The following is a 20,254-nucleotide window of genomic DNA, read 5'->3' as shown; positions in this document are numbered from 1 at the left end:
ACAACCCCCCCCCCCCCCCTCTCCCCCCCCCCCCCCCCCCCCCCCCCCCCCCCCCCCCCCCCTGTGGGGGGGGGGTTTTTTTTTTTTTCTTCCCCCCCCCCCCCCCCCCCCCCCCCCCCAACCCACCCCCTGGGCCCTGAGCGGGCCGGGACCCCGGCGATGAACCGCCACCGCCGGGCCGACCGAGGGACAGGGCCTAGGGCAGCAGCAGCTCCGGCACCCCGTCCGCATCCGGCTTGTCCCGGTCGGCCGAGACCACCGTCAGCTGCTGCGTCGCGCGCGTCAGCGCCACGTACAGCACCCGCAGGCCCGCCGGGGACTCGTCCGCGATCTCCGCCGGGGAGACGACCACCGTGGCGTCGTACTCCAGGCCCTTGGCCTCCAGGCTGCCCAGCGCCACCGCCCGCTCGCCGAGGTCCGCGAGCCAGCCCGCGGCCTCCGCGCGCCGGTCCATCGCCACGACCACGCCGATCGTGCCGTCCACCTGCTCCAGCAGCCGCCGGGTCTCCTCCCGGACCGCGGCACCCAGATCGCCGCCGGCAGCCGTGAAGCGCGGCTCCAGGCCCGTGGAGCGCACCGCCGACGGCGGCTCCATGCCGGGCATCGCCAGGCGCAGCACCCGGGAGGCGACCTCGGCGACCTCGGCCGGGTTGCGGTAGTTGACCGTCAGGGTGAACCGCCGGCGCGGGCGGGAGCCCAGGGCCTCGTCGCGGGCCGCGGCCGCCTCCTCCGGGTCCGTCCAGGAGGACTGCGCCGGGTCGCCGACCACCGTCCAGGTGCCGTGCCGGCCGCGGCGGCCCACCATCCGCCACTGCATCGGCGTCAGGTCCTGGGCCTCGTCCACGATGACGTGCGCGTACTCGGTGCGCTCCGCCGCGAGCCGCTCGGCCCGCTCCCACTGGGTCTCCTCGCGGGTCGGCATCAGCTCTTCCAGCCCGCTGAGCTGGTCGAGCGGGTCCATCTCCCGCCTGCGCCTGGGCCGCGCGGGTGCGCCCAGCAGCAGCTGGAGCTCGTCCAGCAGCGCCACGTCGTGCACCGACAGGGGGCCCTTGCCGTCCGGGCCCACCCGCCGCAGCGAGCGGGCCAGCTGGCGGCTCTCGCGCGGGTTGAGGTCGCGGCGCGACCAGCGGCCGAGGTGGCGCTCGTCGGCGAGCGCGGCGAGCACCGCCCGCGGGGTCAGCTCGGGCCACCAGGCGTCGAGGAAGCCGATGAAGGCGTCCTCGGTGGAGATGTCCTCGTCGAAGGCGGAGCGCAGTTCGGCGGCCAGCTCGGGGTCGCTGTGCCGGCCGGCGCCGCCGGACTTCGCGTAGAGGGCGTCGAGCAGCAGCTTGCGGGCGCGCGGGCGCAGCAGGTTGACCGGGGCGGTGCCGCTGAGCACGTTCTGCCGGATCCGGTTCAGCTCGTCGGCCTCCAGCTCCTGGCGGCGGCCGAAGGCCACCACGCGCAGCCGGTCGGGGGCACCGCCGAGCTCCAGTGCGCCGCGTACGGCCTTGCGGAGCACCTTGAGCATCCGGGAGGAGCCCTTGACGCGGGCCACGGCCGGGGAGTCGTAGGTGGTGGCCTCCGCGCCGTCGACGAGCGAGCCGAGGGCCCGGATGGCCACCTGGCCCTCCTCGCCGAGCGAGGGCAGCACGCCCTCGGTGTACGCGACGAGCAGCGGGGTCGGCGAGACGATCAGGATGCCGCCGGAGTAGCGGCGCCGGTCCTGGTAGAGCAGGTAGGCGGCGCGGTGCAGGGCGACGGCGGTCTTGCCGGTGCCGGGGCCGCCCGCGACCTCGGCGACGGAGGCGGCGGGGGCCCGGATGACCAGGTCCTGCTCGGCCTGGATGGAGGAGACGATGTCGCGCATCGAGTGCGTACGGGCCCGCCCGAGGGCGGCCATCAGGGCGCCGTCGCCGATGGCGGGGAGCTCCCGGCCGTCGAGGAAGGCGGTGACCTCGGGGCGCATCAGGTCGTCCTCGACGCCCAGCACCTTGCGGCCCTTGGAGCGGATGACGCGGCGGCGCACGACCCGGCCGGGCTCCTTGGGCGTGGAGCGGTAGAACGGCGCGGCGGCCGGCGCGCGCCAGTCGATGACGAGCGGCGCGTAGTCGGAGTCCAGGACCCCGATGCGGCCGATGTGCAGCGTCTCGGCGATGTCGGCGGTGAGGTCCCCGCGGATCGCGTCGTCGGCGGGCTCGACGGAGGTGTACGCGCCGTCGGCGCCGCGCTCCCCGTCCTTGCCGAGCACCAGGTCGACGCGGCCGAAGAGGAAGTCCTCGAACTCGTTGTTCAGCCGGTTCAGGTGGATGCCCGCCCGGAAGACCTGCGCGTCGCGCTCGGCGAGCGCGCCGGGCGTACCCACCTGGCCGCGCTTGGCGGCGTCGTTCATGAGGAACTCGGCCTCGTGGATCTTCTCCTCAAGGCGTCGGTACACCTGGTCGAGATGCGTCTGCTCGACCGCGATCTCCCGATCGCGGACGGAATCCGCCGTGCTGTCGACAGCGGCATTCTGCGCGGCCACCAAGGCCCCCTTCTGACGTGCATGGGCGACCGTCAAAGGTACGCGAATCGGCCCCCTGTCCGCACGCCCGTTCCGGAACCGGTCTCGCAGGGTGGTACGCCCCTCACCGGGAGCCTCACCCTGCCCCGGCCGCCAGGACCCGGCGGCGGTGCCGGGCCACGCGCTCCCGGTTCCCGCAGCGCTCGCTGGAGCACCAGCGGCGGCGGTGGCCCCGGGAGGTGTCCAGGTAGACGCGGGTGCAGCCGTCGCCCGCGCAGGCCCGCAGCAGCGCCCGGTCGCCGGGGTCGGTCAGCAGCTCGACGGCGTCCCGGGCGACGGCCGCGAGCAGCGCACCGCATTCCACGCCGCCGCACAACTCCCGTACGAGGTGGCCCTCCTGGTCCCGGACGGCACAGAGCCCCGGGGGTGGTCCGGCGGCCAGTGCGTTGACCCGGGCGAGGGCGTGCTCGTCCGTGTCGGTGCCGAGCAGCTCCGCCCGTACGAGGGTTTCCACGTCGGAGCGCAGGGACCGGAAGGCCGCGGCCCAGTCGGGCCCCACCCGGGCGAGCCGCGTCCGGTCGGGTACCAGGCCGGCGCCGGCGAGCCACAGCCGCAGCTCGTCACCGTCCGGGATCCCCTCGTGGGGGGCGAAGGTGGCCACCAGGTCCAGACAGACCCGCCCGGAATCGAACCGCATGCCGTCAGCCTCCCGTCGTGGGGGTGCCGTACCAGATTGCCGCCCCGCGGGTCACAGCGGAAGCCCCCGAACCGGTGGGTCCGTCCTCCCGCTTGCGCGGAGCATCACCTGCGCACATCCAGCCTCGCCGGCGTTTGAGGCGCGGGGTCTGGGGCGGAGCCCCAGGGAACCCGGCTCCGCCGGGCACCGGGCTCCGCCCGGACCTTCCCCCAGCTACCGCTGGGAGGTGCCCCCTGCTCAAACGCCGGAGGGGCTGGAATCGCCCGGAGGGTTGTCGTGGAGGAGGCGTTGGAAGAGGTGGTGGTCGCGCCAGGCGCCGTCGATGTGCAGGTAGCGCGGCGCGAGGCCGAACCGCTCGAAGCCCACCTTCGTCAGCACCCGCTGCGAGGCCAGGTTGTCGACCAGCGTGCCCGCCTCCACCCGGTGCAGGCCCAGCTCGTCGCGCGCGACCCGGCAGACCTCCTCCACGGCCGCGGTGGCCAGCCCCTTGCCGTGCCAGGCCCGGTCGACCCAGTACCCGACACCGCCGCTGCACAGCGGCCCGTACGCGATCGAGCCGAGGTTGATCGCGCCGACGGGCGTGCCCGTGGCCGTCTCGACGAACACGTACGGGACGATCCGCCCCGCGTCCCGCTCCGCGAGCACGCCCTCCAGCCGCTCCCGCTGGCCGTCCTCCGTGTAGAAGGCGTCCGGCCGGACCGGCTCGTAGCGCGCCATGAAGGCCCGGTTCCGCGCGAACGCCTCGGCCAGCCCGGCGGCGTCGCCGAGCACGGCGCCCCTCATCTCCACCCCGTCAATGATCATCCCGGCACGCTAGCCGAGGACCCCCCTGGCCGTCACCGCGTCGGCCGGGAGTTCCCCGTACTTGGCCTCCCCGCCCGCGTCCAGTGACAGCCGGTACCCCCGCTTGACCACCGTCTGGATCAGGTTCGGGGCTCCGAGGGCCACCCGGAGGCGGGCCATCGCCGTCTCCACCGCGTGCTCGTCCCGCCCCGCGCCCGGCAGCGCCCGCAGCAGTTCCGCGCGGGGCACCACCCAGCCCGGCCGCCGGGCCAGCGCCCGCAGCAGGGCCATCCCGGCGGGCGGTACGGGCCGCAGGTGCGCGTCCACCAGGACCGCGTGCCCCCGGATCTCCAGCCGGTGCCCGGCCACCGGCAGCACGCGGGCCCGGCCGGGCAGCTCCTTGCAGAGCAACTGCACCAGCGGGCCCAGCCGGAACCGCTCCGGCTGCACCGTGTCCACCCCGTGCGCCTGCAGCGGCAGTGCGGTCACCGGCCCGACGCACGCGGACAGCAGCCTGCCGCGCAGCGCGTCCAGCACGGCCTCCCGCAGCCCCCGCTCCTCGGCCCGGGACAGCAGCGAGGCCGCCGCCGGCGCCGAGGTGAAGCTGACGGCGTCCACCCCGCCGCCGATCATCGCGTCCAGCAGCCGGTCCAGCGGCGCGAGGTCCTCCGGCGCCATCCACCGGTACACCGGGACCACCACCACCTCGGCCCCGCCGGCCCGAAGCGCCTCGACGAAGCCGGGCAGCGGCTCCCCGTGCAGCTGGAGCGCGATCCGCCGGCCGTCCACCCCGTCCGCCAGCAGCCGTTGCAGTACCTCGGCGAGCGATTCCGAGTCCGGGGACCAGGTCTCCACGAGCCCGGCAGCCCGGATGGCGCCCTTCACCTTCGGCCCGCGCGCCAGCAGTTCGGCGGCCCGCAGCCGCTCCAGCAGTTCCTCGCCGACGCCCCACCCGTCGGCCGCCTCGATCCACCCCCGGAAGCCGATGGCGGTGGTGGCCACGACCACGTCCGGCGCGCAGCCGATCAGTTCCTTCGTCGCGGCCAGCAGCTCGCTGTCGTCGGCGAGCGGCACGATCCGCAGCGCCGGCGCGTGCAGCACCGCCGCCCCGCGACGGCGCAGCAGCGCGATGAGCTCGTCCGCGCGCCGGGCCGCCGTGACCCCGACGGTGAAGCCCGCGAGCGGGCCGGTGTTCGTATCGTCCATCGTGACCTGCCTAGTGACGCATGTGGGGGCGGTACGGGTGGACCGAGTCTGCCCACACGTCGTGTCGGACTCGGTTCACCCGTATTTCGCCCCGGTTACACCGACGTGAGCTGCGGTTTCGTCTCGACCCCGACCGTGTGGATCACCGGGGCCACCGGGCGGCGAAGGTATACCGCCCAGGTGACCGCGCAGCACAGGGCGTAGAAGCCGAGGAAGGTGACGAAGGCCGCCGTCCCGGAGCCGGAGGTGCGGAACGCCTCCCGGAAGACCAGGTTGATGCCCAGTCCGCCGAGCGCGCCGACCGCCCCGATGAGGCCCATCGAGGCGCCGGAGAGCCGCCGCCCGTACGCGGCCGCGCTCTCGCCGCTCATGCCGCGCGCCAGTGCCTTCGCCTGGAAGATGCCCGGGATCATCTTGTACGTCGATCCGTTGCCGAGCCCGCTCAGGACGAACAGGGCCACGAAGCCGACGAGGAAGACCGGCAGCGAGGACCGCTGCGAGGCGAACACCACCACTGCGGTGGCCGCCGCCATCGCCACGAACGTCCCCAGGGTGATCCGCGCCCCGCCGAACCGGTCCGCGAGCGCCCCGCCCACCGGCCGGATCAGCGATCCGAGCAGCGGTCCCATGAAGGTCAGCGAGGCGGCCTGGAGCGGGGTTCGGCCGAACTGGGTCTGCAGCACCAGGCCGAAGGCGAAGCTGTAGCCGATGAAGGACCCGAACGTGCCGATGTAGAGGAACGCCATGATCCAGGTGTGCGCGTCCTTCAGCGCCTCGCGGACCGCGCCGGTGTCGTTGCGCACGGGCGCCAGGTTGTCCATCCGTACGGCCGCCAGGACCGCCGCGATCACGATCAGCGGGACGTAGGCGGCCAGCAGGTACCGCGGGTGCGCGGCCCCGGCGGTGGCGATGACCAGCAGCCCGGCGAGCTGCACCACGGGCACGCCGATGTTGCCGCCGCCGGCGTTCAGGCCGAGCGCCCAGCCCTTCTTGCGCAGCGGGAAGAAGGCGTTGATGTTGGTCATGGAGGAGGCGAAGTTGCCGCCGCCGACGCCGGTGAGGGCCGCGACGACCAGGAAGGTCCCGTAGGAGGTCCCGGGCTCCATCACCACGATCGCGGCGACCGTCGGCGCGAGCAGCAGCAGCGCGCTGACGACGGTCCAGTTCCGGCCGCCGAAGCGGGCCACGGCGAAGGTGTACGGCACCCGTACGAGCGCGCCCACGCAGGTCGCGGTGGCGATCAGGAAGAACTTCCCGGCCGGGTCGATCCCGTACGCCGGTCCCATGAAGAGGACCATCACGGACCAGAGCGACCAGATGGAGAACCCGATGTGCTCGGAGAACACGGAGTAGACGAGGTTGCGGCGGGCGGTCCGCTCCCCGGTCTCCTTCCAGAAGGTCTCGTCCTCGGGATCCCACTGCTCGATCCAGCGGCCCCCCTTGCGCGGTGCGGTCGTACCGGTCATCACACGCCTCCACAGCTCTCGCGTCCGTGGAACGACCGTAGGAACGGCGCGTTTCGGCCCCGGTCACCGCCTGATGACCGCCGGGAAACCTTGCTCTCACCCGCCGCCGGTGGCACCTGTGAGCGCGGCCGGGCGCCAGCTCGCCGGGGGCACTTCCAGCCAGCCGCGTTCGCCGCCGAGCCCGGCCACGGCCCGGTGCAGCGCTTCGAGTCCGGGGTGGCCGAAACCCTTCCGCCACACCATGGACAGCGGGGACAGCGGTACGGGGTCGACCAGCGGCCGCTTCACGGACCCGGGCATGTCGACGAAGTCGACGGTCACCAGCACCGGATTGCCGGTCTTGGCCATGACCCGGCTGAACTCGTCCTTGCCGATGGCCACCGGGGCGGGCGGCGCCATCAGGATCCCCCGCCCGGCGAACAGCTCGCGCGCGAGCCCCGTCCACTCCAGCGTGCGCGGGTTACCGGCGCCCGCGTACACGGTCTCCCCGGCCAGGGCGTCCAGCGGTACGGCCGCCCGCCCGGCCAGCGGGTGCCCCTCGGGCAGCAGTACGGCGAGCGGCTCGTAGCGCACGGGCCGGTGCGCGAGACGCGAGCGCCACACCGGGTCCAGTCCGTCGGCGTACCCGAAGGAGACGTCGAGACGGCCGGCGGCGATCTCGGCGGCGGCATGGGTCAGGCCGCTCTCCCAGCGGGCCATCAGCTCGCAGTCCGGGGCCAGCTCCCGGGCCCGATCCAGCACGGTGCGCGCGGTGCTCGGCCCGTCGGTGTTCAGGTCGACGAGCAGCGGGCGGGGCGCCGCGAAGGCGGCGGCGACCGCCTCGTGCGCGGCGAGCACCCGCCGGGCCAGCGGCAGCAGCCGCTCCCCGTCGGGGGTCGGCTCGACGGCGCGGGTCGTACGGACGAACAGCGCGGTGCCGAGGGCCTCTTCGAGCCGCCGTACGTCCCGGCTCAGCGCCTGCTGGGCGACGTACAGCCGGGCGGCGGCGCGGGTGAAGTGCAGCTCCTCGGCCACGGCGACGAACCCGCGCAGCAGCCGGGGATCCACATCACGGGGCATCATCCCCGGAGACTAACAACAGATCGGCGTGAATGACCTCCGGACAGGTGTTGGACGGTTCACCCGGTCCCGGCCGAGGGTGGTGGTCATGCCCCTCATGGCCGTCACCGGCAACACCCTCGTCCTCGCCGCCCCGCCCGCCCCGTCCGCCCCAGCCCGCACTCCCTCGCGCCCGCAGGGCCCCTACCGGCGCCTGTTCGCGCTGCCCGGCGCCCGCGGCTTCACCGCCGGGAACCTCCTCGCCCGCCTCCCGATGGGCATGTTCGGGATCAGCGCGGTCATGATGATCGCCGGCCAGCGCGGCTCGTACGCCCTCGCCGGCGCGGTCACGGCGACCGGCCTGGCCGCCACCGCGCTGGTCGCGCCGTTCACCGCCCGGCTGATCGACCGGCACGGCCAGGCCCGGATCGCCGTCCCGGCCACCCTCGTCGCGGTCCTCGGCTCCCTGTCCCTGGTCGTGTGCGTCCGGACCGGGGCTCCCGCCTGGACCCTCTTCGCCTCGTACGCCGCGACCGCCACCACGCCCAACATCGGCGGCATGTCCCGCGCCCGCTGGACGCACCTGCTGCGGGACTCCCCGGGCGAGCACCACACCGCGATGTCCTTCGAACAGGCCGCCGACGAACTCTGCTACATGCTCGGCCCGGTCCTCGCGGCCTTCCTCTGCTCGGTCGTCCTGCCCGAGGCCGGCACCCTCACCGCGGCCGCCCTGCTGCTGACCGGCATGCTGGTCTTCACCTCCTGCCGCGCCACCCAGCCCCCGGTGACGGCGGGTCCGCGCCGCGGCTCGCCGCTGCGCGCCCTCGGCCCGCTGCTGCCGCTGTTCCTCGCCACGGGTGTGGTCTTCGGCTCGATGGAGATCGCCTCGATCGCCCACCTCGACGCCCTGGGCCTGGGCGCCGCCTCCGGCCCGGTGCTGGCCCTCCAGGCGGCGGGCTCCTGCGCGGCCGGCCTGCTCTACGGCACGATGCGCCCGCGCGGCCTGCGCACCTGCCTGCTCGCCATGGCCGCCGCGATGACCCTGCCGTGGCTCGCGGCGAGCACGGGCGCGCTCTTCCCGCTGGCCTGCGCGCTGCTGCTGGCGGGCATGGCCACGGCTCCGACGATGGTGACGGCGATGTCCCGGGTCCACGCGCTCACCCCGGAGGGCCGCCTCAACGAGGGCATGACCCTCGCGGTCACCGCCATCTTCGCGGGCATCGCCCTGGGCGCGGCCGCGGCCGGCTCCCTGGTCGACCACCTGGGCCCGTCGACGGCCTACGCCCTCCCGGCCGTGGCGGCCGCGGCCGCCCTGCTCCTGGCATCGGCGGTTCCCCGAGCCCAGTGATGCGGGAGCTGGGAGAGGCGACGCTCATGTACATGCAGTACATTCATTACATGAGCGAGCCAGTGATCGAATCAATGGCCGAGGTCCGTGCCCACCTGGCCGACGTCCTTGACCGCGCCCGCCGCGAGGACACCCCCACCATCGTCACCAGACGCGGGAAGGCGGAAGGCATCGTCCTCGACATCGACGAATACCGACGCCTCAAGGCGATCGAGGAGGCAGCCGAGGACGCATGGCTGTCGAAGCTGGTCGACGCCGCCCGCGCCGACGATGACGGATCCTCGCTCAGCATCGAGGAAATGACCGCCGAGATCCTGCGCGGTGATGCGTGACCGAACGCCGGCACCTGACCCGGTTCAGGACCGCCGCCCGCCGTGACCTCGGCAAGATCCCCCAGCCCGACGCGATCCGGATTCTGCGCCGTCTCGCCGAGCTCCAACAGGCTCTGGACGCTGGCGACACGACCGCGTTCGATATCAAGGCCCTCCAGGGGCACCAGGCTCACTGGCGGCTCCGGATCGGGGACTACCGCGCCGTGTACACGCTTGAGGAGGGACCGGACGGTGCGCTCGTCGTCACGGTGTGGGTCGTGGCCGTCGGCCACCGCCGGGAGATCTACCGAACCGTCTGACCGGACGCACGCATGACAAAGGCCCCGCAGCCGAGAGGCCGCGGGGCCTTTGCCCACATGGGATGAGTGGAGATGGCGGGAATCGAACCCGCGTCCAACGGTGCAGAAGCAGGGCTTCTCCGAGCGCAGTCCGCTGCGCTTTTCTCAGCCCCGGAGATCACACGGACAAGTCTCCGACGGGCTCAGTCACTGTTTGGTTTCCCTCCAACCCCCGTGACCGGGGCTAGAGGTTTAGATCCCTAATTGACGCCAGGATCCGGACCGGGACCACTTCCGGGCTGACGCTCCTCACAGAGGCTTCAGCTCACTGTTATTAGGCAGCGAGGGTGAAGCGGGAGTTATCGCTCTTGGAGTTGGCGATTATTGTTTGCGACATATGGTTAGCGAGATCATTGCCGCTTCCTCGGCTCGCTTCCCCTGCATCGACATCCGCTGTCGAAACCGATCATCCCCATGTTGTTTTTTCAAGGTGCGCCGACCCCTGGGGGGCGGTGCTGACGCCATGGTACGCGAAGTCGACCACCGCGTGCCAGGTGATTAAACCGTGCCGCGCTGCTTGCGACGGATGGCCGAGATCGCCCGGTTCGTCTCGCGGGTGTCCTGCTTCTCCCGCATCGTCTGCCGCTTGTCGTACTCCTTCTTGCCCTTCGCCAGCGCGATCTCGATCTTCGCCCGGCCGTCCTTGAAGTACAGCGAGAGGGGCACGATCGTGTGACCCGACTCGTCCGCCTTGCGCTCCAGCTTGTCGATCTCCTCGCGGTGCATGAGGAGCTTGCGCTTGCGCCGGGCGCTGTGGTTGGTCCAGGTGCCCTGGCTGTACTCCGGCACGTGCACGTTGTAGAGCCAGGCTTCCCCGCCCTCCACCGACACGAAGCCGTCCACCAGCGAGGCCCGGCCCTGGCGCATGGACTTGACCTCGGTGCCCGTGAGCACGAGACCGCACTCGTAGGTGTCGAGGATCGCGTAGTCGTGACGCGCCTTCTTGTTCTGGGCGATCAGCTTGCGCCCTTTTTCCTTAGCCATAGTGCGGTCATTTTCGCACTACGGACCCACCCCGAGGCCACCCAATACCGTGACGGCCCGCTCCTCGACCGCCTCGCCCGCCGGCACGTCCGGGGTGATGCCGGCGCCGTCCAGGCTGCGGCCCGCCGGCGTGCGGTACGTGCCCACCGTCAGCTCGGCCACCGAGCCGTCCGGGAGCTCGGTCGGCATCTGAACCGAGCCCTTGCCGAAGGTCCGGCTGCCCACCGCCACCGCCCGGCCCCGGTCCTGCAGGGCGCCCGTCACCAGTTCGGCCGCGCTCATCGTGCCGCCGTCGACCAGGGCCACCAGCGGCCGGGTGGTGTCCCCGCCCTCGGCCGCGTACAGGACCCGCTGGTCGCCCCGTACGTCGTACGTGGCCACGAGCCCGCCGTCGAGGAAGGCGGAGGCGGCGGTGACCGCCTCGGTGACCAGCCCGCCCGGGTTGCCGCGCAGGTCGAGCACGACCCCCTCGCCGGGCGGGGCCGCGCGGACGGCGGCCTTGACCCGATCGCCGGAACCGCGGGTGAAGGAGACGACCTTGATGACCGTGACCCCGTCCGGGCGCTGCCGTACGGTCACCGGCTCGGTGCGCAGCTGCTCGCGGCGCACGGTCTCGGTGAGGTCGGCGCCGTCCCGGCTCAGGTTCAGCACGACGGGGGTGCCGGCATCGCCGCGCAGCAGGGCGACCACGGCGGTCACGGCGAGGCCGGTCACGGCGTGCCCGTCGACGCTCAGCAGCCGGTCCCCGGCGCGCAGTCCGGCCCGGGCGGCGGGGCTGCCGGGCTGGACCTTGTCGACCTTGATCATGCCGTCGGCCGCCCGCCCGGCCCACACCCCGACGCCGGTCCAGTGGCCGTCGAGGCCCTCGGCGAAGGCGGCGTACTCGCCCTGGTCGTAGACGGTGCCCCAGCGGTCGCCGCTGCGGCTGACGACCTCCTGGGCCGCCTTCTTCCCGGACTTCCCCTCGGCGACGGCCTCGGCGACGGCGCGGGCGACGGCCTCCCGGTCGGCGGTGCCCGTCTCGCGCGGGGTCTCGGCCGCGGGGGCGCCGGCCAGGGCCGCGGCAGCCGTGGCGCCCTCCTCGCGCTCCCAGCAGCCGGTGTACGCACCGGCGCCGACGGCGGCGAGGAAGGCGATCGTCAAAACGGCCCCGCGACGCAGGTCGCGGGGCCGGAGACAGAAGGCGGGAATACTCGGCAAGCCCAGCATGGCGCCGAGTCTAGGACAAGCCCCGCGTCGGTACGGGTGGTTGACCGGACCGCGCGCGGGGCGCTTGTCACACCTTCAGGTACTTGCGCAGGGCGATGAAGGCGGCCATGGAGGGCATCAGGAGGCCGATGAAGAGTACGTACGGGAGCTTGGCCAGCACCGATCCCCAGCCCATGAAGTCGATGAGCTGGATCTTGTCCCGCAGTCCGACGCCGTGGTCGATCACGAAGTACTGGCCGGAGACGAGCATGCCGCAGGCGAAGAGTGCGCCGATGAGGCCGGCGACAGCCGCCTCCATGATGAAGGGGACCTGGATGTAGAAGCTGGAGGCACCCACCAGCCGCATGATCCCGGTCTCACGCCGTCGGCTGAAGGCCGAGACGCGCACCGTGTTGACGATCAGCAGCAGCGCCACGATCAGCATGATCAGCATGATGGCGAGCGCCGCGATGTTCAGGTAGTTGAGGATCCGGAAGAGGTCGTCGATGGCCTGGCGCTGGTCGTCGACGGTGTGGATGCCGTCGCGGCCGACGAAGGCGGAGGTGACGACCTTGTACTTCTCCGGGTCCTTGAGCTTGACCCGGAACGACTCCTGCATCTGGTCCGGGGTGATGGAGGAGGCGAGCGCCGTGTTCCCGAACCGCTCCTGGTAGTGCTTGTACGCCTCGTCCGCCGACTCGTAGGCGACGGACTTCACCAGGGACATCTGCTTGAGCTCGGACTCGATCTGCTTCTTCTGCTCGTCGGTCACCGCGCCCTTGGCGCAGGTGGTGACGCCCGTGGAGGCCGCCCCCGAGCCGTCGGCCTTCTTGGCGGCGGCCTCGCTCGCCTCGACGGCGTCCTGCTTGTTGCAGAGGTAGATCGAGACGTTGGCCTTGTCGTACCAGTAGCCCTTCATCTTGCTCACCTGCTCGCTCATGAGCATGGAGCCACCGAACAGGGCCAGGGAGAGGCCCACCGAGATGATGACCGCGAAGGTCATGGTGAGATTGCGACGGAGGCCGACGCCGATCTCCGACATGACGAACTGGGCGCGCATTGCGTCTCAGGGACCTTTCAGTGCTGGTAGCCGTAGACGCCGCGCGACTGGTCGCGCACGAGTCGGCCCTGTTCGAGTTCGATGACGCGCTTGCGCATCTGGTCGACGATCTGCTGGTCGTGGGTGGCCATGATCACGGTGGTGCCGGTCCGGTTGATCCGGTCCAGCAGCTTCATGATCCCGACCGAGGTCTGCGGGTCGAGGTTGCCGGTGGGCTCGTCCGCGATCAGCAGGGCGGGGCGGTTGACGAAGGCGCGGGCGATGGCCACGCGCTGCTGCTCACCGCCGGAGAGCTCGCCGGGCATCCGCTCCTCCTTCCCGCCCAGACCCACGAGTTCGAGGACCTGCGGGACGGCCTTGCGGATCTCGCCGCGCGGCTTGCCGATGACCTCCTGGGCGAAGGCCACGTTCTCGGCCACCGTCTTGTTGGGGAGCAGGCGGAAGTCCTGGAAGACGGTCCCCAGCTGGCGCCGCATCTGCGGAACCTTCCAGTTGGAGAGCTTGGCGAGGTCCTTGCCCAGGACGTGCACCTGGCCGTGGCTCGCCCGCTCCTCGCGCAGGATGAGCCGCAGGAAGGTGGACTTGCCGGAGCCGGAGGAGCCGACCAGGAAGACGAACTCGCCCTTCGCGATGTCGAGGGAGACTTCCCTGAGTGCGGGTCGGTTCTGCTTCGGGTAGGACTTGGAGACACTGTCGAATCGGATCACGGGTGCACCACGGTCGCCGGGAGTAGGTGTGCGTGACCATACGCGAACGGGCGCGAGGTGTGGACCCGGCCTCCGGACTTGCCCGATTTATCCCGGGGTGCGGGCGCCCGGGACCGCGATTGCCCGGACGGGCCGCGCCGAATGTCGGCGAAGCTGGCACAGTGGTAGGGGGAACGCTCCGGTTCCCCACGCCGTTATAGGCAACAGAAGACCGAGGGGACGAGAGGAGGAGCGCATGACATATGACCGGCTCGTGTGCGCGAACTGCGCCGCACCCGTCAGCCAGGGCCGCTGCCCGGTGTGCCGGGCGAACCGGGAGCGCCTCCAGCAGGAGGGCCCCTTCTCCGGCCTGAACCCCGTGACGCTCATCGTGCTCATGGTGGTCCTCGTGACAGCTCTGGTTCTGGTGGCCCAGCACACCGCCTAGACCGCCCGGCCGTGGTGCCCGCGACAGCCCCCCGTGCCACGTACCGATCACACACGCGAGAAGGGCCCGGACACCAGGTGTCCGGGCCCTTCCGCGCGTGCGCGTGTGCTGGGGGGGGTTACGCGGTCTGCTCCTGCTGCTTGCGCCAGCGGATCCCGGCCTCCAGGAAGCCGTCGATCTCGCCGTCGAGCACCGCCTGCGGGTTGCCGACCTCGAACTCCGTCCGCAGGTCCTTGACCATCTGGTACGGGTGCAGGACGTAGGACCGCATCTGGTTGCCCCAGGAGCTGCCGCCGTCCTTGAGGGCGTCCATCTTGTCCTTCTCCTCCTGGCGGCGCCGCTCCAGCAGCTTGGCCTGGAGGACGTTCATGGCGCTCGCCTTGTTCTGGATCTGCGAGCGCTCGTTCTGGCAGGAGACCACGATGCCGGTCGGCAGGTGCGTGATGCGGACCGCCGAGTCGGTGGTGTTGACGCCCTGGCCGCCGGGGCCGGAGGCGCGGTACACGTCGACGCGCAGCTCGGTCTCGTCGATCTCGACGTGGTCGCTGGTCTCCACGACCGGGAGCACCTCGACGCCCGCGAAGGAGGTCTGGCGGCGGCCCTGGTTGTCGAAGGGCGAGATGCGCACGAGGCGGTGGGTGCCCTGCTCGACGGAGAGCGTTCCGTAGGCGTACGGGGCCTTGACGACGAAGGTGGTCGACTTGATGCCGGCCTCTTCCGCGTACGAGGTCTCGTAGATCTCGGTCGAGTAGCCGTGCCGCTCGGCCCAGCGCAGGTACATGCGCTGGAGGCGCTCGGCGAAGTCGGAGGCGTCGACGCCGCCGGCTTCGGCGCGGATGTTGACCAGGGCCTCGCGCTCGGCGTACTCGCCGGAGAGCAGGGTCCGGACCTCCATCTCGTCCAGCGCCTTGCGGACGGAGACCAGCTCGGCCTCGGCCTCGGCCAGGGTGTCCGCGTCGTCCATCTCCTGGGCGAGGTCGAAGAGCACCCCGAGGTCGTCGATGCGCCCCCGCAGCGTTTCGGCCTTCCGGACCTCCGCCTGGAGGTGCGAAAGCTTGCTCGTGATCTTCTGGGCGGCCTCCGGGTCGTCCCACAGGGACGGCGCGGCGGCCTGCTCCTCAAGCACGGCGATATCTGCCCTCAGCTTGTCGAGGTCCAGGACGGCCTCGATCGACCCCATGGTCGAGGAGAGGGACTTCAGCTCTTCGGAAACATCGACGACTGCCACGGGTCCAGCGTAGCCGGTCCCCGGACAACGCCGTCCGGGCAGGCCGAATCACCCGTTCTGATGATGGATCGTACGGGCGTACCCTCTCCGTATGACCGTTCTCCTCGTCAAGCGCCGCCATGTCGACCACATGCGTGTCACGACGACGAGCTGTCCGCCGCCGGACCGAACCCAAGCCTGATCCACCACGATCCGACTTGGTCCTGTACGCGGCCCCCGTGGTCCCGGCACCACCCCTGTCGGAGACCCTCCCCCCGCCCGCGGCCCCCACCACCTCTGGGGATCAGGACCCCGTGACATCCGAAACGGAGCCGTCATGCCGTCCGCGCACACTCTCCCCGTCCTGGACCTTTCCCAGGCCGACGACCCGGCCCAGCGGGCCGATTTCCTGAAGAAGCTGCACGCAGCCGCCAGGGACACCGGTTTCCTGCACCTGACCGGGCACGGCGTCACCGCCGCCGAGAGCGCCCGCATCCTTGAGCTGACCAAGGCCTTCTTCGCCCTGCCGGAAGCCGACCGGCTCGCCGTCAGCAATCTGAACTCCCCGCACTTCCGTGGCTACACCCGCATCGGCCACGAGCTGACCGGCGGCTCCTCCGACTGGCGGGACCAGCTGGACGTCGGCGCGGAGCGCCCGGCGCCGGTCGTGGGGCCGGACGACCCGGCGTTCCTGTGGCTGGAGGGCCCGAACCAGTGGCCCGCCGCCCTCCCGGAGCTCCGTACGGTGGTCCTGGACTGGCAGTCCCGGCTCGCGGCGGTCGCCCACCGCCTGCTCCAGGAGCTCCTCGTGGCGATCGGCGCCCCGGCGGACTTCTTCGACGAGGCCTTCGCGGACCGCCCGCACCTGCACACCAAGCTGATCCGCTACCCGGGATCGGCCCCCTCCGGCGCCGACCAGGGGGTCGGCGCGCACAAGGACTACGGCTTCCTGACGCTCCTGCTGCAGGACTCGGTGGGCGGCCTCCAGGTGGTGCGCGACGGCGGCTACCTGGACGTACCGCCGATGCCGGGTGCCTTCGTGGTGAACCTGGGCGAGCTGCTGGAGATCGCGACCGAGGGCTACCTGACGGCGACGGACCACCGGGTGGTCAGCCCACCCGGCGCGGTGGAGCGGTACTCGGTGCCGTTCTTCTACAACCCGCGCCTGGACGCGGTGATCGAGACCGTCCCGGGCGACTACCTGCGTTCCGCGCCCGGTGTCGCGCACGACGAGTCGAACCCGCTGCACGCCGAGTACGGCCGCAACGAACTGAAGGGCTGGGTCCGCGCCCACCCCGCGGTGGCCCGGCGCTGGCACCCGGAACTGGCCTCGGTGTAACCCCCGGGGCTCTGCCCGGACCCGGTCCTCAAACGCCGGACGGGCTGGAAATCCAGCCTCGCCGGCGTTTGAGGCGCGGGGGTTCGGGGGCGGAGCCCCCGACCACGGCGCCGCACCCGGCGGCTAGCGCTTCGCGGGGACCGACTGCTTGCTGTCCTGCGGGGGCGGGGCCTCGTCGCCCGAGACGGCCAGCCACGTGCCCAGACCGATCGCCGCGGCCAGGGCCAGGGCCGATGCCGAGAGGACCAGGCGGCGCTTGCGGGCCGCCTCCGCACGGTGACGGGCGGAGCCGGGTCGGTGGCCGCCCGCCGGGCGCGGGACGCGGGCGGTGCCCAGCGCCCCGCCGGCCAGCTCGTCCGGCCCCGGCACGCGCATCGAGGTGTGGGTGTCCCGGTTGGAGTCGGTCGCCGAGCCGGGCACCAGCGGGACCACGCCCCGCCGCCGGACCGGGTCGGCCGCCGGTTCCTCCGAGGGCTCGGGGTCCGGATCCGCGTCGTCCGGCTCGTCCACGTCCAGCGGCGGCATCCCGGCCAGCAGCGGCAGCAGGTCCCGCAGCCGGACCGACAGCTCCGAGGCCCGCAGCCGCGAGGCCGGGGCCTTGGCCAGGCACTGCACGATGAGCTGCCACAGCTCGTCGGGGATCCCGGGCAGCGGGACCACCGTCTCCGTCACGTGCCGCCGCAGGACCGCGCCCGGGTGCCCCCCGCCGAAGGGGGTGAATCCGGCCAGCAGCTCGTACAGGACCGTGGCCAGGGCGTATATGTCCACCGCGGCCCGCGGGGGCAGGCCCTCGACGATCTCCGGCGCCAGGTAGTCGGGGGTGCCGATGATCCGGGTCGTGGGGGCCGAGGCGCGGCCCGTGGAGGCCCGCCGCGGGGAGTCGATCAGCTTGGCCACGCCGAAGTCGGTCAGGAGCGCGGGGTGCGAGCCGCCGGGGCCGAGCCGGCCCTGCATGTCCAGCAGGACGTTCTCCGGCTTGACGTCCCGGTGGACGACCCCCGCCGCGTGCGCCGCGGCCAGCGCGTCGGCGACGTCCGCGACGATCGCCACGGCCGCCTCGGGGGCGAGCCGCCGTTCGCGGTCGAGGCGCGTGCGCAGGTCCGTACCGCGGACGAGGTCCATGACGAGGGCGAGGTCGTTGCCGTCCACGACGAGGTCGCGGACGGACACGACGTGCGGATGCTCCAGGCCGAGCAGCGCGCTGCGCTCCTGGACGAACCGTCCGACGAGTTCCTGGTCGGACGCGAGGTCCTCGCGCAGCAGTTTGACGGCGACGGGCCCGTCAGGCCCCTCGCCCAGCCACACCGTGCCCGCGCTGCCGCGCCCCAGGATCTGGTGCGCGGTGTACCGGCTGCCGATCTTCCGTGCCACGACTGCTCCCTCAGCGGCTGGCGTACGCACCAAAGCTACGCGGCCGGGTGGGCATTGGAGGCCAGCAGGGGTCCGGATTCGCGGCGACCTTCACTTCTGCGAGCGAAATCATGTCCCAGAAGTCGACAAATCCACGAAGTCGGAGCTACGGGGGCTCGTTTCAGGGCTTGGTGGAACCCGCCGCGCCCGAGGAGCCCGCGGAGTCCCCGATCGAGCTGACCCAGTCGACGGCGTCGCGGCCCCAGGTCCAGACCTGGTCCCACCAGCCCTTGCCGGTGCCGATCCACTCCTGGAGCGGGGTCAGTTCCCAGACCAGCCAGCCGGCGACGAAGAACACCAGGATCAGCACCAGGCAGCCCTTGAGGCAGCCGAGGCCGGGGATCCGCACCGGGTTGGCGCTGCGGCGGCGCGGCTCGCGCGGCTCCCGGGGGGCCGGCCGCTGCTGCGGCGGGGGCTGCGGGGGCTGCTGCTGCGGCTGGGGCTGGCGGTACTGGGGCTGCTGAGGCTGAGGCTGCTGCTGGTACGGCTGGGGCTGGTGCTGCTGCGGCTGGTAGTGCTGCGGCGGCGGGGGCGGCGCGTACTGCTGCTGAGGCGGCTGCTGAGGCTGGCGGTACTGCGGCTGCTGAGGCTGCTGGTACTGCTGCTGCGGGGGCGGCGGGCCCTGCCGGTACTGCGGCGGCTGCTGCTGGGGCCGGTGCTGCGGCGGCGGAGGCGCCTGCCGCTGCGGACGGCGACGCAGGGGGTCCTCGTTCGGGTCGAGGTACTGGATCTGCGTCTGCTCGTTGCGGTCGCGGGCGGCCCGCATCTGCGACTGCCACGGATGCGGCGAGTCGGGCCGCTGCACCGGGGGCATCACCGAGGTAGGGTCGGCCGCCCCGGGGCCGCCGGTGCTCGGCAGCACCGAGGTGGCGTCGGCCGCGCCGACCGGCGGCATGACGCTCGTCATGGCGTTCGGGTCGTACGCGCCCGTGGGCGCGTCCGCGCCGGGGGTCTCGGGGACCGGGGCCGGCGAGGGGTCGGGGGCGAGCAGCGCGCCCACGCCGAGCGCGGCCTCCACCTCGGCGGCCGAGGAGTGCACGCCGATGCCGGAGGCCACCACGCGCAGCCCGCGGGCCAGGCTCTCGGCGCTGGGACGCTCGTTCGGCTCCTTGCGCAGGCAGCGCTCGATGACCGTCCACAGCGGCTCGGGCACCGTCGAGGGCCGCTGCGGGTCCTCGCTGAGGTGGCGGTGGAGCACTTCGAGCGCGGTGCCGCCGGCGAACGGCGGGCGGCCGGTGAGCAGCTCGTACAGGAGGATGCCGGCGCCGTAGATGTCGACGGCGGAGGTCTGCGGGCGGCCCTCGGCGGACTCGGGGGCGACGTAGGCCGGGGTGCCGACGAACTCGTGGGTGCGGGTCAGGCCCGGGGAGTCGGCGAGGCGGGCGATGCCGAAGTCGGTGAGCATCGGCTTCATCTGTCCGCCGCGCTCGTCGAGCAGCACGTTGGCGGGCTTCAGGTCGCGGTGGACCACGCCGTCGGCGTGGCTGGCGGCGAGGGCGTCGGCGATCTGGGCGGTCAGCAGGCTCGCGGCGACCGGCGTGAAGGGGCCGTTCTGGCGCAGGTACTTGTGCAGGTCCGGGCCGTCGATCAGGTCCATGACCAGGGCGAGCAGATCGCCCTCGACGACGAGGTCGCGGGTGCGCACGATGTTGGGGTGGGTCAGGCGCAGCAGGACCGAGCGCTCCCGCAGGAAGCGCATGACGATGTCGGGATCCTGGGCCAGCTCCTCCTTGAGGACCTTGATGGCCACGGTCTCTCCGGGCTGCCCCGCGACGGCCGCCTCCGCGCCGGCGGCCTCCCTCTGGCGGGCACGCCAGACAGTGCCCGTGGCGCCGCGCCCGAGCGGCTCCTCGAGCAGGTACTTGCTGCCGACTGGCCGCACGTCTCGCGCTCCCCTGCTGTCGTCGGATGTGGTCGATCCGCTGATTGGTTTTCCGGCCCACTCTAGGGGGTGTCCCCCTGGAAGACGCCGGTCCTCGGAGGTTGGTTGCCGCACATATGTACGGAGGGTGATGTTTACGGGGTATGCCGGAGGCGATTTTCCCCGTCTTTCACCGCCTTGGTGTCCGGATCCGACCGGGGTCCGGTCCGGGTCCCGGCACATCAAGATCATTTGTTGCCGGGTGCCGGGCGTGTTGTCCGTGACAGGTGCGAGGATGCACATGTACGGACGGCACGGGACGGGAGCCCCGCCTTCCGGGCAGACCTGACCGGACGACGCGTCCGTGCCGGGTGGGGGGCG

18 protein-coding genes and 1 other RNA gene are annotated in these 20,254 nt (G+C 72.5%); 5 read left to right on the top strand and 14 right to left on the bottom strand.

Translation table 11 applies throughout. The features are described from left to right. Positions 1 to 196: 196 nt before the first annotated feature. The 6 genes from ACZ4YL_RS03315 to ACZ4YL_RS03290 all read right to left on the bottom strand — a co-directional run bounded on the left by ACZ4YL_RS03315 (position 197) and on the right by ACZ4YL_RS03290 (position 7,696). Positions 197 to 2,503 carry a HelD family protein gene (locus tag ACZ4YL_RS03315; protein ID WP_468113517.1) on the bottom strand — a complete coding sequence of 769 codons (2,307 nt, stop codon included), beginning with the start codon at positions 2,501 to 2,503 and terminating at the stop codon, positions 197 to 199. Between the two features lie 115 nt (positions 2,504 to 2,618). Next, positions 2,619 to 3,179 (bottom strand): CGNR zinc finger domain-containing protein, encoded by a 561-nt coding sequence (locus tag ACZ4YL_RS03310; RefSeq protein ID WP_468113516.1) that lies wholly within the window; start codon positions 3,177 to 3,179, stop codon positions 2,619 to 2,621. 237 nt (positions 3,180 to 3,416) lie between these two features. Next, positions 3,417 to 3,983, bottom strand: a complete 567-nt coding sequence (locus tag ACZ4YL_RS03305; RefSeq protein ID WP_468113515.1) for a GNAT family N-acetyltransferase — start codon at positions 3,981 to 3,983, stop codon at positions 3,417 to 3,419. A 9-nt stretch (positions 3,984 to 3,992) separates the two neighbouring features. Beyond that, complete coding sequence (locus tag ACZ4YL_RS03300; protein WP_468113514.1) at positions 3,993 to 5,168, bottom strand: uroporphyrinogen-III synthase; 1,176 nt, start codon at positions 5,166 to 5,168, stop codon at positions 3,993 to 3,995. 95 nt (positions 5,169 to 5,263) lie between these two features. Beyond that, positions 5,264 to 6,634 (bottom strand): nitrate/nitrite transporter, encoded by a 1,371-nt coding sequence (locus ACZ4YL_RS03295; RefSeq protein WP_468113513.1) that lies wholly within the window; start codon positions 6,632 to 6,634, stop codon positions 5,264 to 5,266. Positions 6,635 to 6,730: 96 nt separating this feature from the next. Continuing rightward, complete coding sequence (locus ACZ4YL_RS03290; RefSeq protein ID WP_468113512.1) at positions 6,731 to 7,696, bottom strand: LysR family transcriptional regulator; 966 nt, start codon at positions 7,694 to 7,696, stop codon at positions 6,731 to 6,733. Positions 7,697 to 7,790: 94 nt separating this feature from the next. Between ACZ4YL_RS03290 and ACZ4YL_RS03285 the strand changes: the two genes are divergently transcribed. The 3 genes from ACZ4YL_RS03285 to ACZ4YL_RS03275 are packed head-to-tail and all read left to right on the top strand — an operon-like array spanning position 7,791 to position 9,651. Further along, positions 7,791 to 9,020, top strand: coding sequence for an MFS transporter (locus ACZ4YL_RS03285; protein ID WP_468114070.1), 1,230 nt, complete (start codon positions 7,791 to 7,793; stop codon positions 9,018 to 9,020). A 50-nt stretch (positions 9,021 to 9,070) separates the two neighbouring features. After that, positions 9,071 to 9,352, top strand: a complete 282-nt coding sequence (locus ACZ4YL_RS03280) for a type II toxin-antitoxin system Phd/YefM family antitoxin (protein WP_405531035.1) — start codon at positions 9,071 to 9,073, stop codon at positions 9,350 to 9,352. Beyond that, entirely contained in the window at positions 9,349 to 9,651 is a 303-nt protein-coding gene (locus tag ACZ4YL_RS03275; protein WP_468113511.1) for a type II toxin-antitoxin system RelE family toxin, read from the top strand. The genes ACZ4YL_RS03280 and ACZ4YL_RS03275 overlap by 4 nt, the downstream gene beginning before the upstream one ends. Before the next feature lie 64 nt (positions 9,652 to 9,715). On the opposite strand, the gene ssrA is transcribed toward ACZ4YL_RS03275, so the two are convergent. The 5 genes from ssrA to ftsE all read right to left on the bottom strand — a co-directional run bounded on the left by ssrA (position 9,716) and on the right by ftsE (position 13,629). After that, positions 9,716 to 10,104, bottom strand: a transfer-messenger RNA (tmRNA) gene (gene ssrA, locus ACZ4YL_RS03270). An 84-nt stretch (positions 10,105 to 10,188) separates the two neighbouring features. Next, on the bottom strand, positions 10,189 to 10,674 hold the full coding sequence (gene smpB / locus ACZ4YL_RS03265) for an SsrA-binding protein SmpB (protein ID WP_314253024.1): 486 nt from the start codon (positions 10,672 to 10,674) through the stop codon (positions 10,189 to 10,191). Positions 10,675 to 10,692: 18 nt separating this feature from the next. Continuing rightward, positions 10,693 to 11,883, bottom strand: a complete 1,191-nt coding sequence (locus ACZ4YL_RS03260) for a S41 family peptidase (RefSeq protein ID WP_468113510.1) — start codon at positions 11,881 to 11,883, stop codon at positions 10,693 to 10,695. 67 nt (positions 11,884 to 11,950) lie between these two features. Next, positions 11,951 to 12,922 carry a permease-like cell division protein FtsX gene (ftsX, locus tag ACZ4YL_RS03255; RefSeq protein ID WP_301370712.1) on the bottom strand — a complete coding sequence of 324 codons (972 nt, stop codon included), beginning with the start codon at positions 12,920 to 12,922 and terminating at the stop codon, positions 11,951 to 11,953. A gap of 17 nt (positions 12,923 to 12,939) precedes the next feature. Beyond that, complete coding sequence (gene ftsE / locus ACZ4YL_RS03250; RefSeq protein ID WP_030774285.1) at positions 12,940 to 13,629, bottom strand: cell division ATP-binding protein FtsE; 690 nt, start codon at positions 13,627 to 13,629, stop codon at positions 12,940 to 12,942. 235 nt (positions 13,630 to 13,864) lie between these two features. Here ftsE and ACZ4YL_RS03245 point away from each other — a divergent pair, with 235 nt between their 5' ends. Next, complete coding sequence (locus ACZ4YL_RS03245) at positions 13,865 to 14,056, top strand: hypothetical protein (protein WP_030011325.1); 192 nt, start codon at positions 13,865 to 13,867, stop codon at positions 14,054 to 14,056. A gap of 118 nt (positions 14,057 to 14,174) precedes the next feature. On the opposite strand, the gene prfB is transcribed toward ACZ4YL_RS03245, so the two are convergent. After that, positions 14,175 to 15,284 (bottom strand): peptide chain release factor 2, encoded by a 1,110-nt coding sequence (prfB, locus tag ACZ4YL_RS03240; protein ID WP_468113509.1) that lies wholly within the window; start codon positions 15,282 to 15,284, stop codon positions 14,175 to 14,177. Positions 15,285 to 15,600: 316 nt separating this feature from the next. On the opposite strand from prfB, the gene ACZ4YL_RS03235 reads away from it, so the two are divergent. Beyond that, complete coding sequence (locus ACZ4YL_RS03235; protein ID WP_468113508.1) at positions 15,601 to 16,602, top strand: isopenicillin N synthase family dioxygenase; 1,002 nt, start codon at positions 15,601 to 15,603, stop codon at positions 16,600 to 16,602. A gap of 123 nt (positions 16,603 to 16,725) precedes the next feature. Here the strand turns inward: ACZ4YL_RS03235 and ACZ4YL_RS03230 are convergent, their stop codons facing one another. Together ACZ4YL_RS03230 and ACZ4YL_RS03225 are read right to left on the bottom strand one after the other, a co-directional pair. Continuing rightward, a complete protein-coding gene (locus ACZ4YL_RS03230) occupies positions 16,726 to 17,973 on the bottom strand; it encodes a serine/threonine-protein kinase (RefSeq protein WP_468113507.1) in 1,248 nt (415 codons plus the stop codon). A gap of 160 nt (positions 17,974 to 18,133) precedes the next feature. Further along, positions 18,134 to 19,894: a serine/threonine-protein kinase gene (locus ACZ4YL_RS03225; protein WP_468113506.1), complete on the bottom strand. Its 1,761-nt coding sequence runs from the start codon at positions 19,892 to 19,894 to the stop codon at positions 18,134 to 18,136. Between the last annotated feature and the right edge of the window lie 360 nt (positions 19,895 to 20,254).

This window comes from Streptomyces sp. NPDC030021, assembly GCF_055574035.1.
This window is presented reverse-complemented; position numbering and strand designations above follow the sequence as displayed.

What these genes read in the sequence shown, in the direction of transcription:
- ACZ4YL_RS03310 (WP_468113516.1), bottom strand. Translation starts at nt 3,179, where the DNA reads ATGCGGTTCGATTCCGGGCGGGTCTGTCTGGACCTGGTGGCCACCTTC.
- ACZ4YL_RS03305 (WP_468113515.1), bottom strand. Translation starts at nt 3,983, where the DNA reads ATGATCATTGACGGGGTGGAGATGAGGGGCGCCGTGCTCGGCGACGCC.
- ACZ4YL_RS03295 (WP_468113513.1), bottom strand. Translation starts at nt 6,634, where the DNA reads ATGACCGGTACGACCGCACCGCGCAAGGGGGGCCGCTGGATCGAGCAG.
- ACZ4YL_RS03290 (WP_468113512.1), bottom strand. Translation starts at nt 7,696, where the DNA reads ATGATGCCCCGTGATGTGGATCCCCGGCTGCTGCGCGGGTTCGTCGCC.
- ACZ4YL_RS03235 (WP_468113508.1), top strand. Translation starts at nt 15,601, where the DNA reads ATGCCGTCCGCGCACACTCTCCCCGTCCTGGACCTTTCCCAGGCCGAC.
- ACZ4YL_RS03285 (WP_468114070.1), top strand. Translation starts at nt 7,791, where the DNA reads ATGGCCGTCACCGGCAACACCCTCGTCCTCGCCGCCCCGCCCGCCCCG.
- ftsX (WP_301370712.1), bottom strand. Translation starts at nt 12,922, where the DNA reads ATGCGCGCCCAGTTCGTCATGTCGGAGATCGGCGTCGGCCTCCGTCGC.
- ACZ4YL_RS03280 (WP_405531035.1), top strand. Translation starts at nt 9,071, where the DNA reads ATGAGCGAGCCAGTGATCGAATCAATGGCCGAGGTCCGTGCCCACCTG.
- ACZ4YL_RS03300 (WP_468113514.1), bottom strand. Translation starts at nt 5,168, where the DNA reads ATGGACGATACGAACACCGGCCCGCTCGCGGGCTTCACCGTCGGGGTC.
- ACZ4YL_RS03260 (WP_468113510.1), bottom strand. Translation starts at nt 11,883, where the DNA reads ATGCTGGGCTTGCCGAGTATTCCCGCCTTCTGTCTCCGGCCCCGCGAC.
- smpB (WP_314253024.1), bottom strand. Translation starts at nt 10,674, where the DNA reads ATGGCTAAGGAAAAAGGGCGCAAGCTGATCGCCCAGAACAAGAAGGCG.
- ACZ4YL_RS03245 (WP_030011325.1), top strand. Translation starts at nt 13,865, where the DNA reads ATGACATATGACCGGCTCGTGTGCGCGAACTGCGCCGCACCCGTCAGC.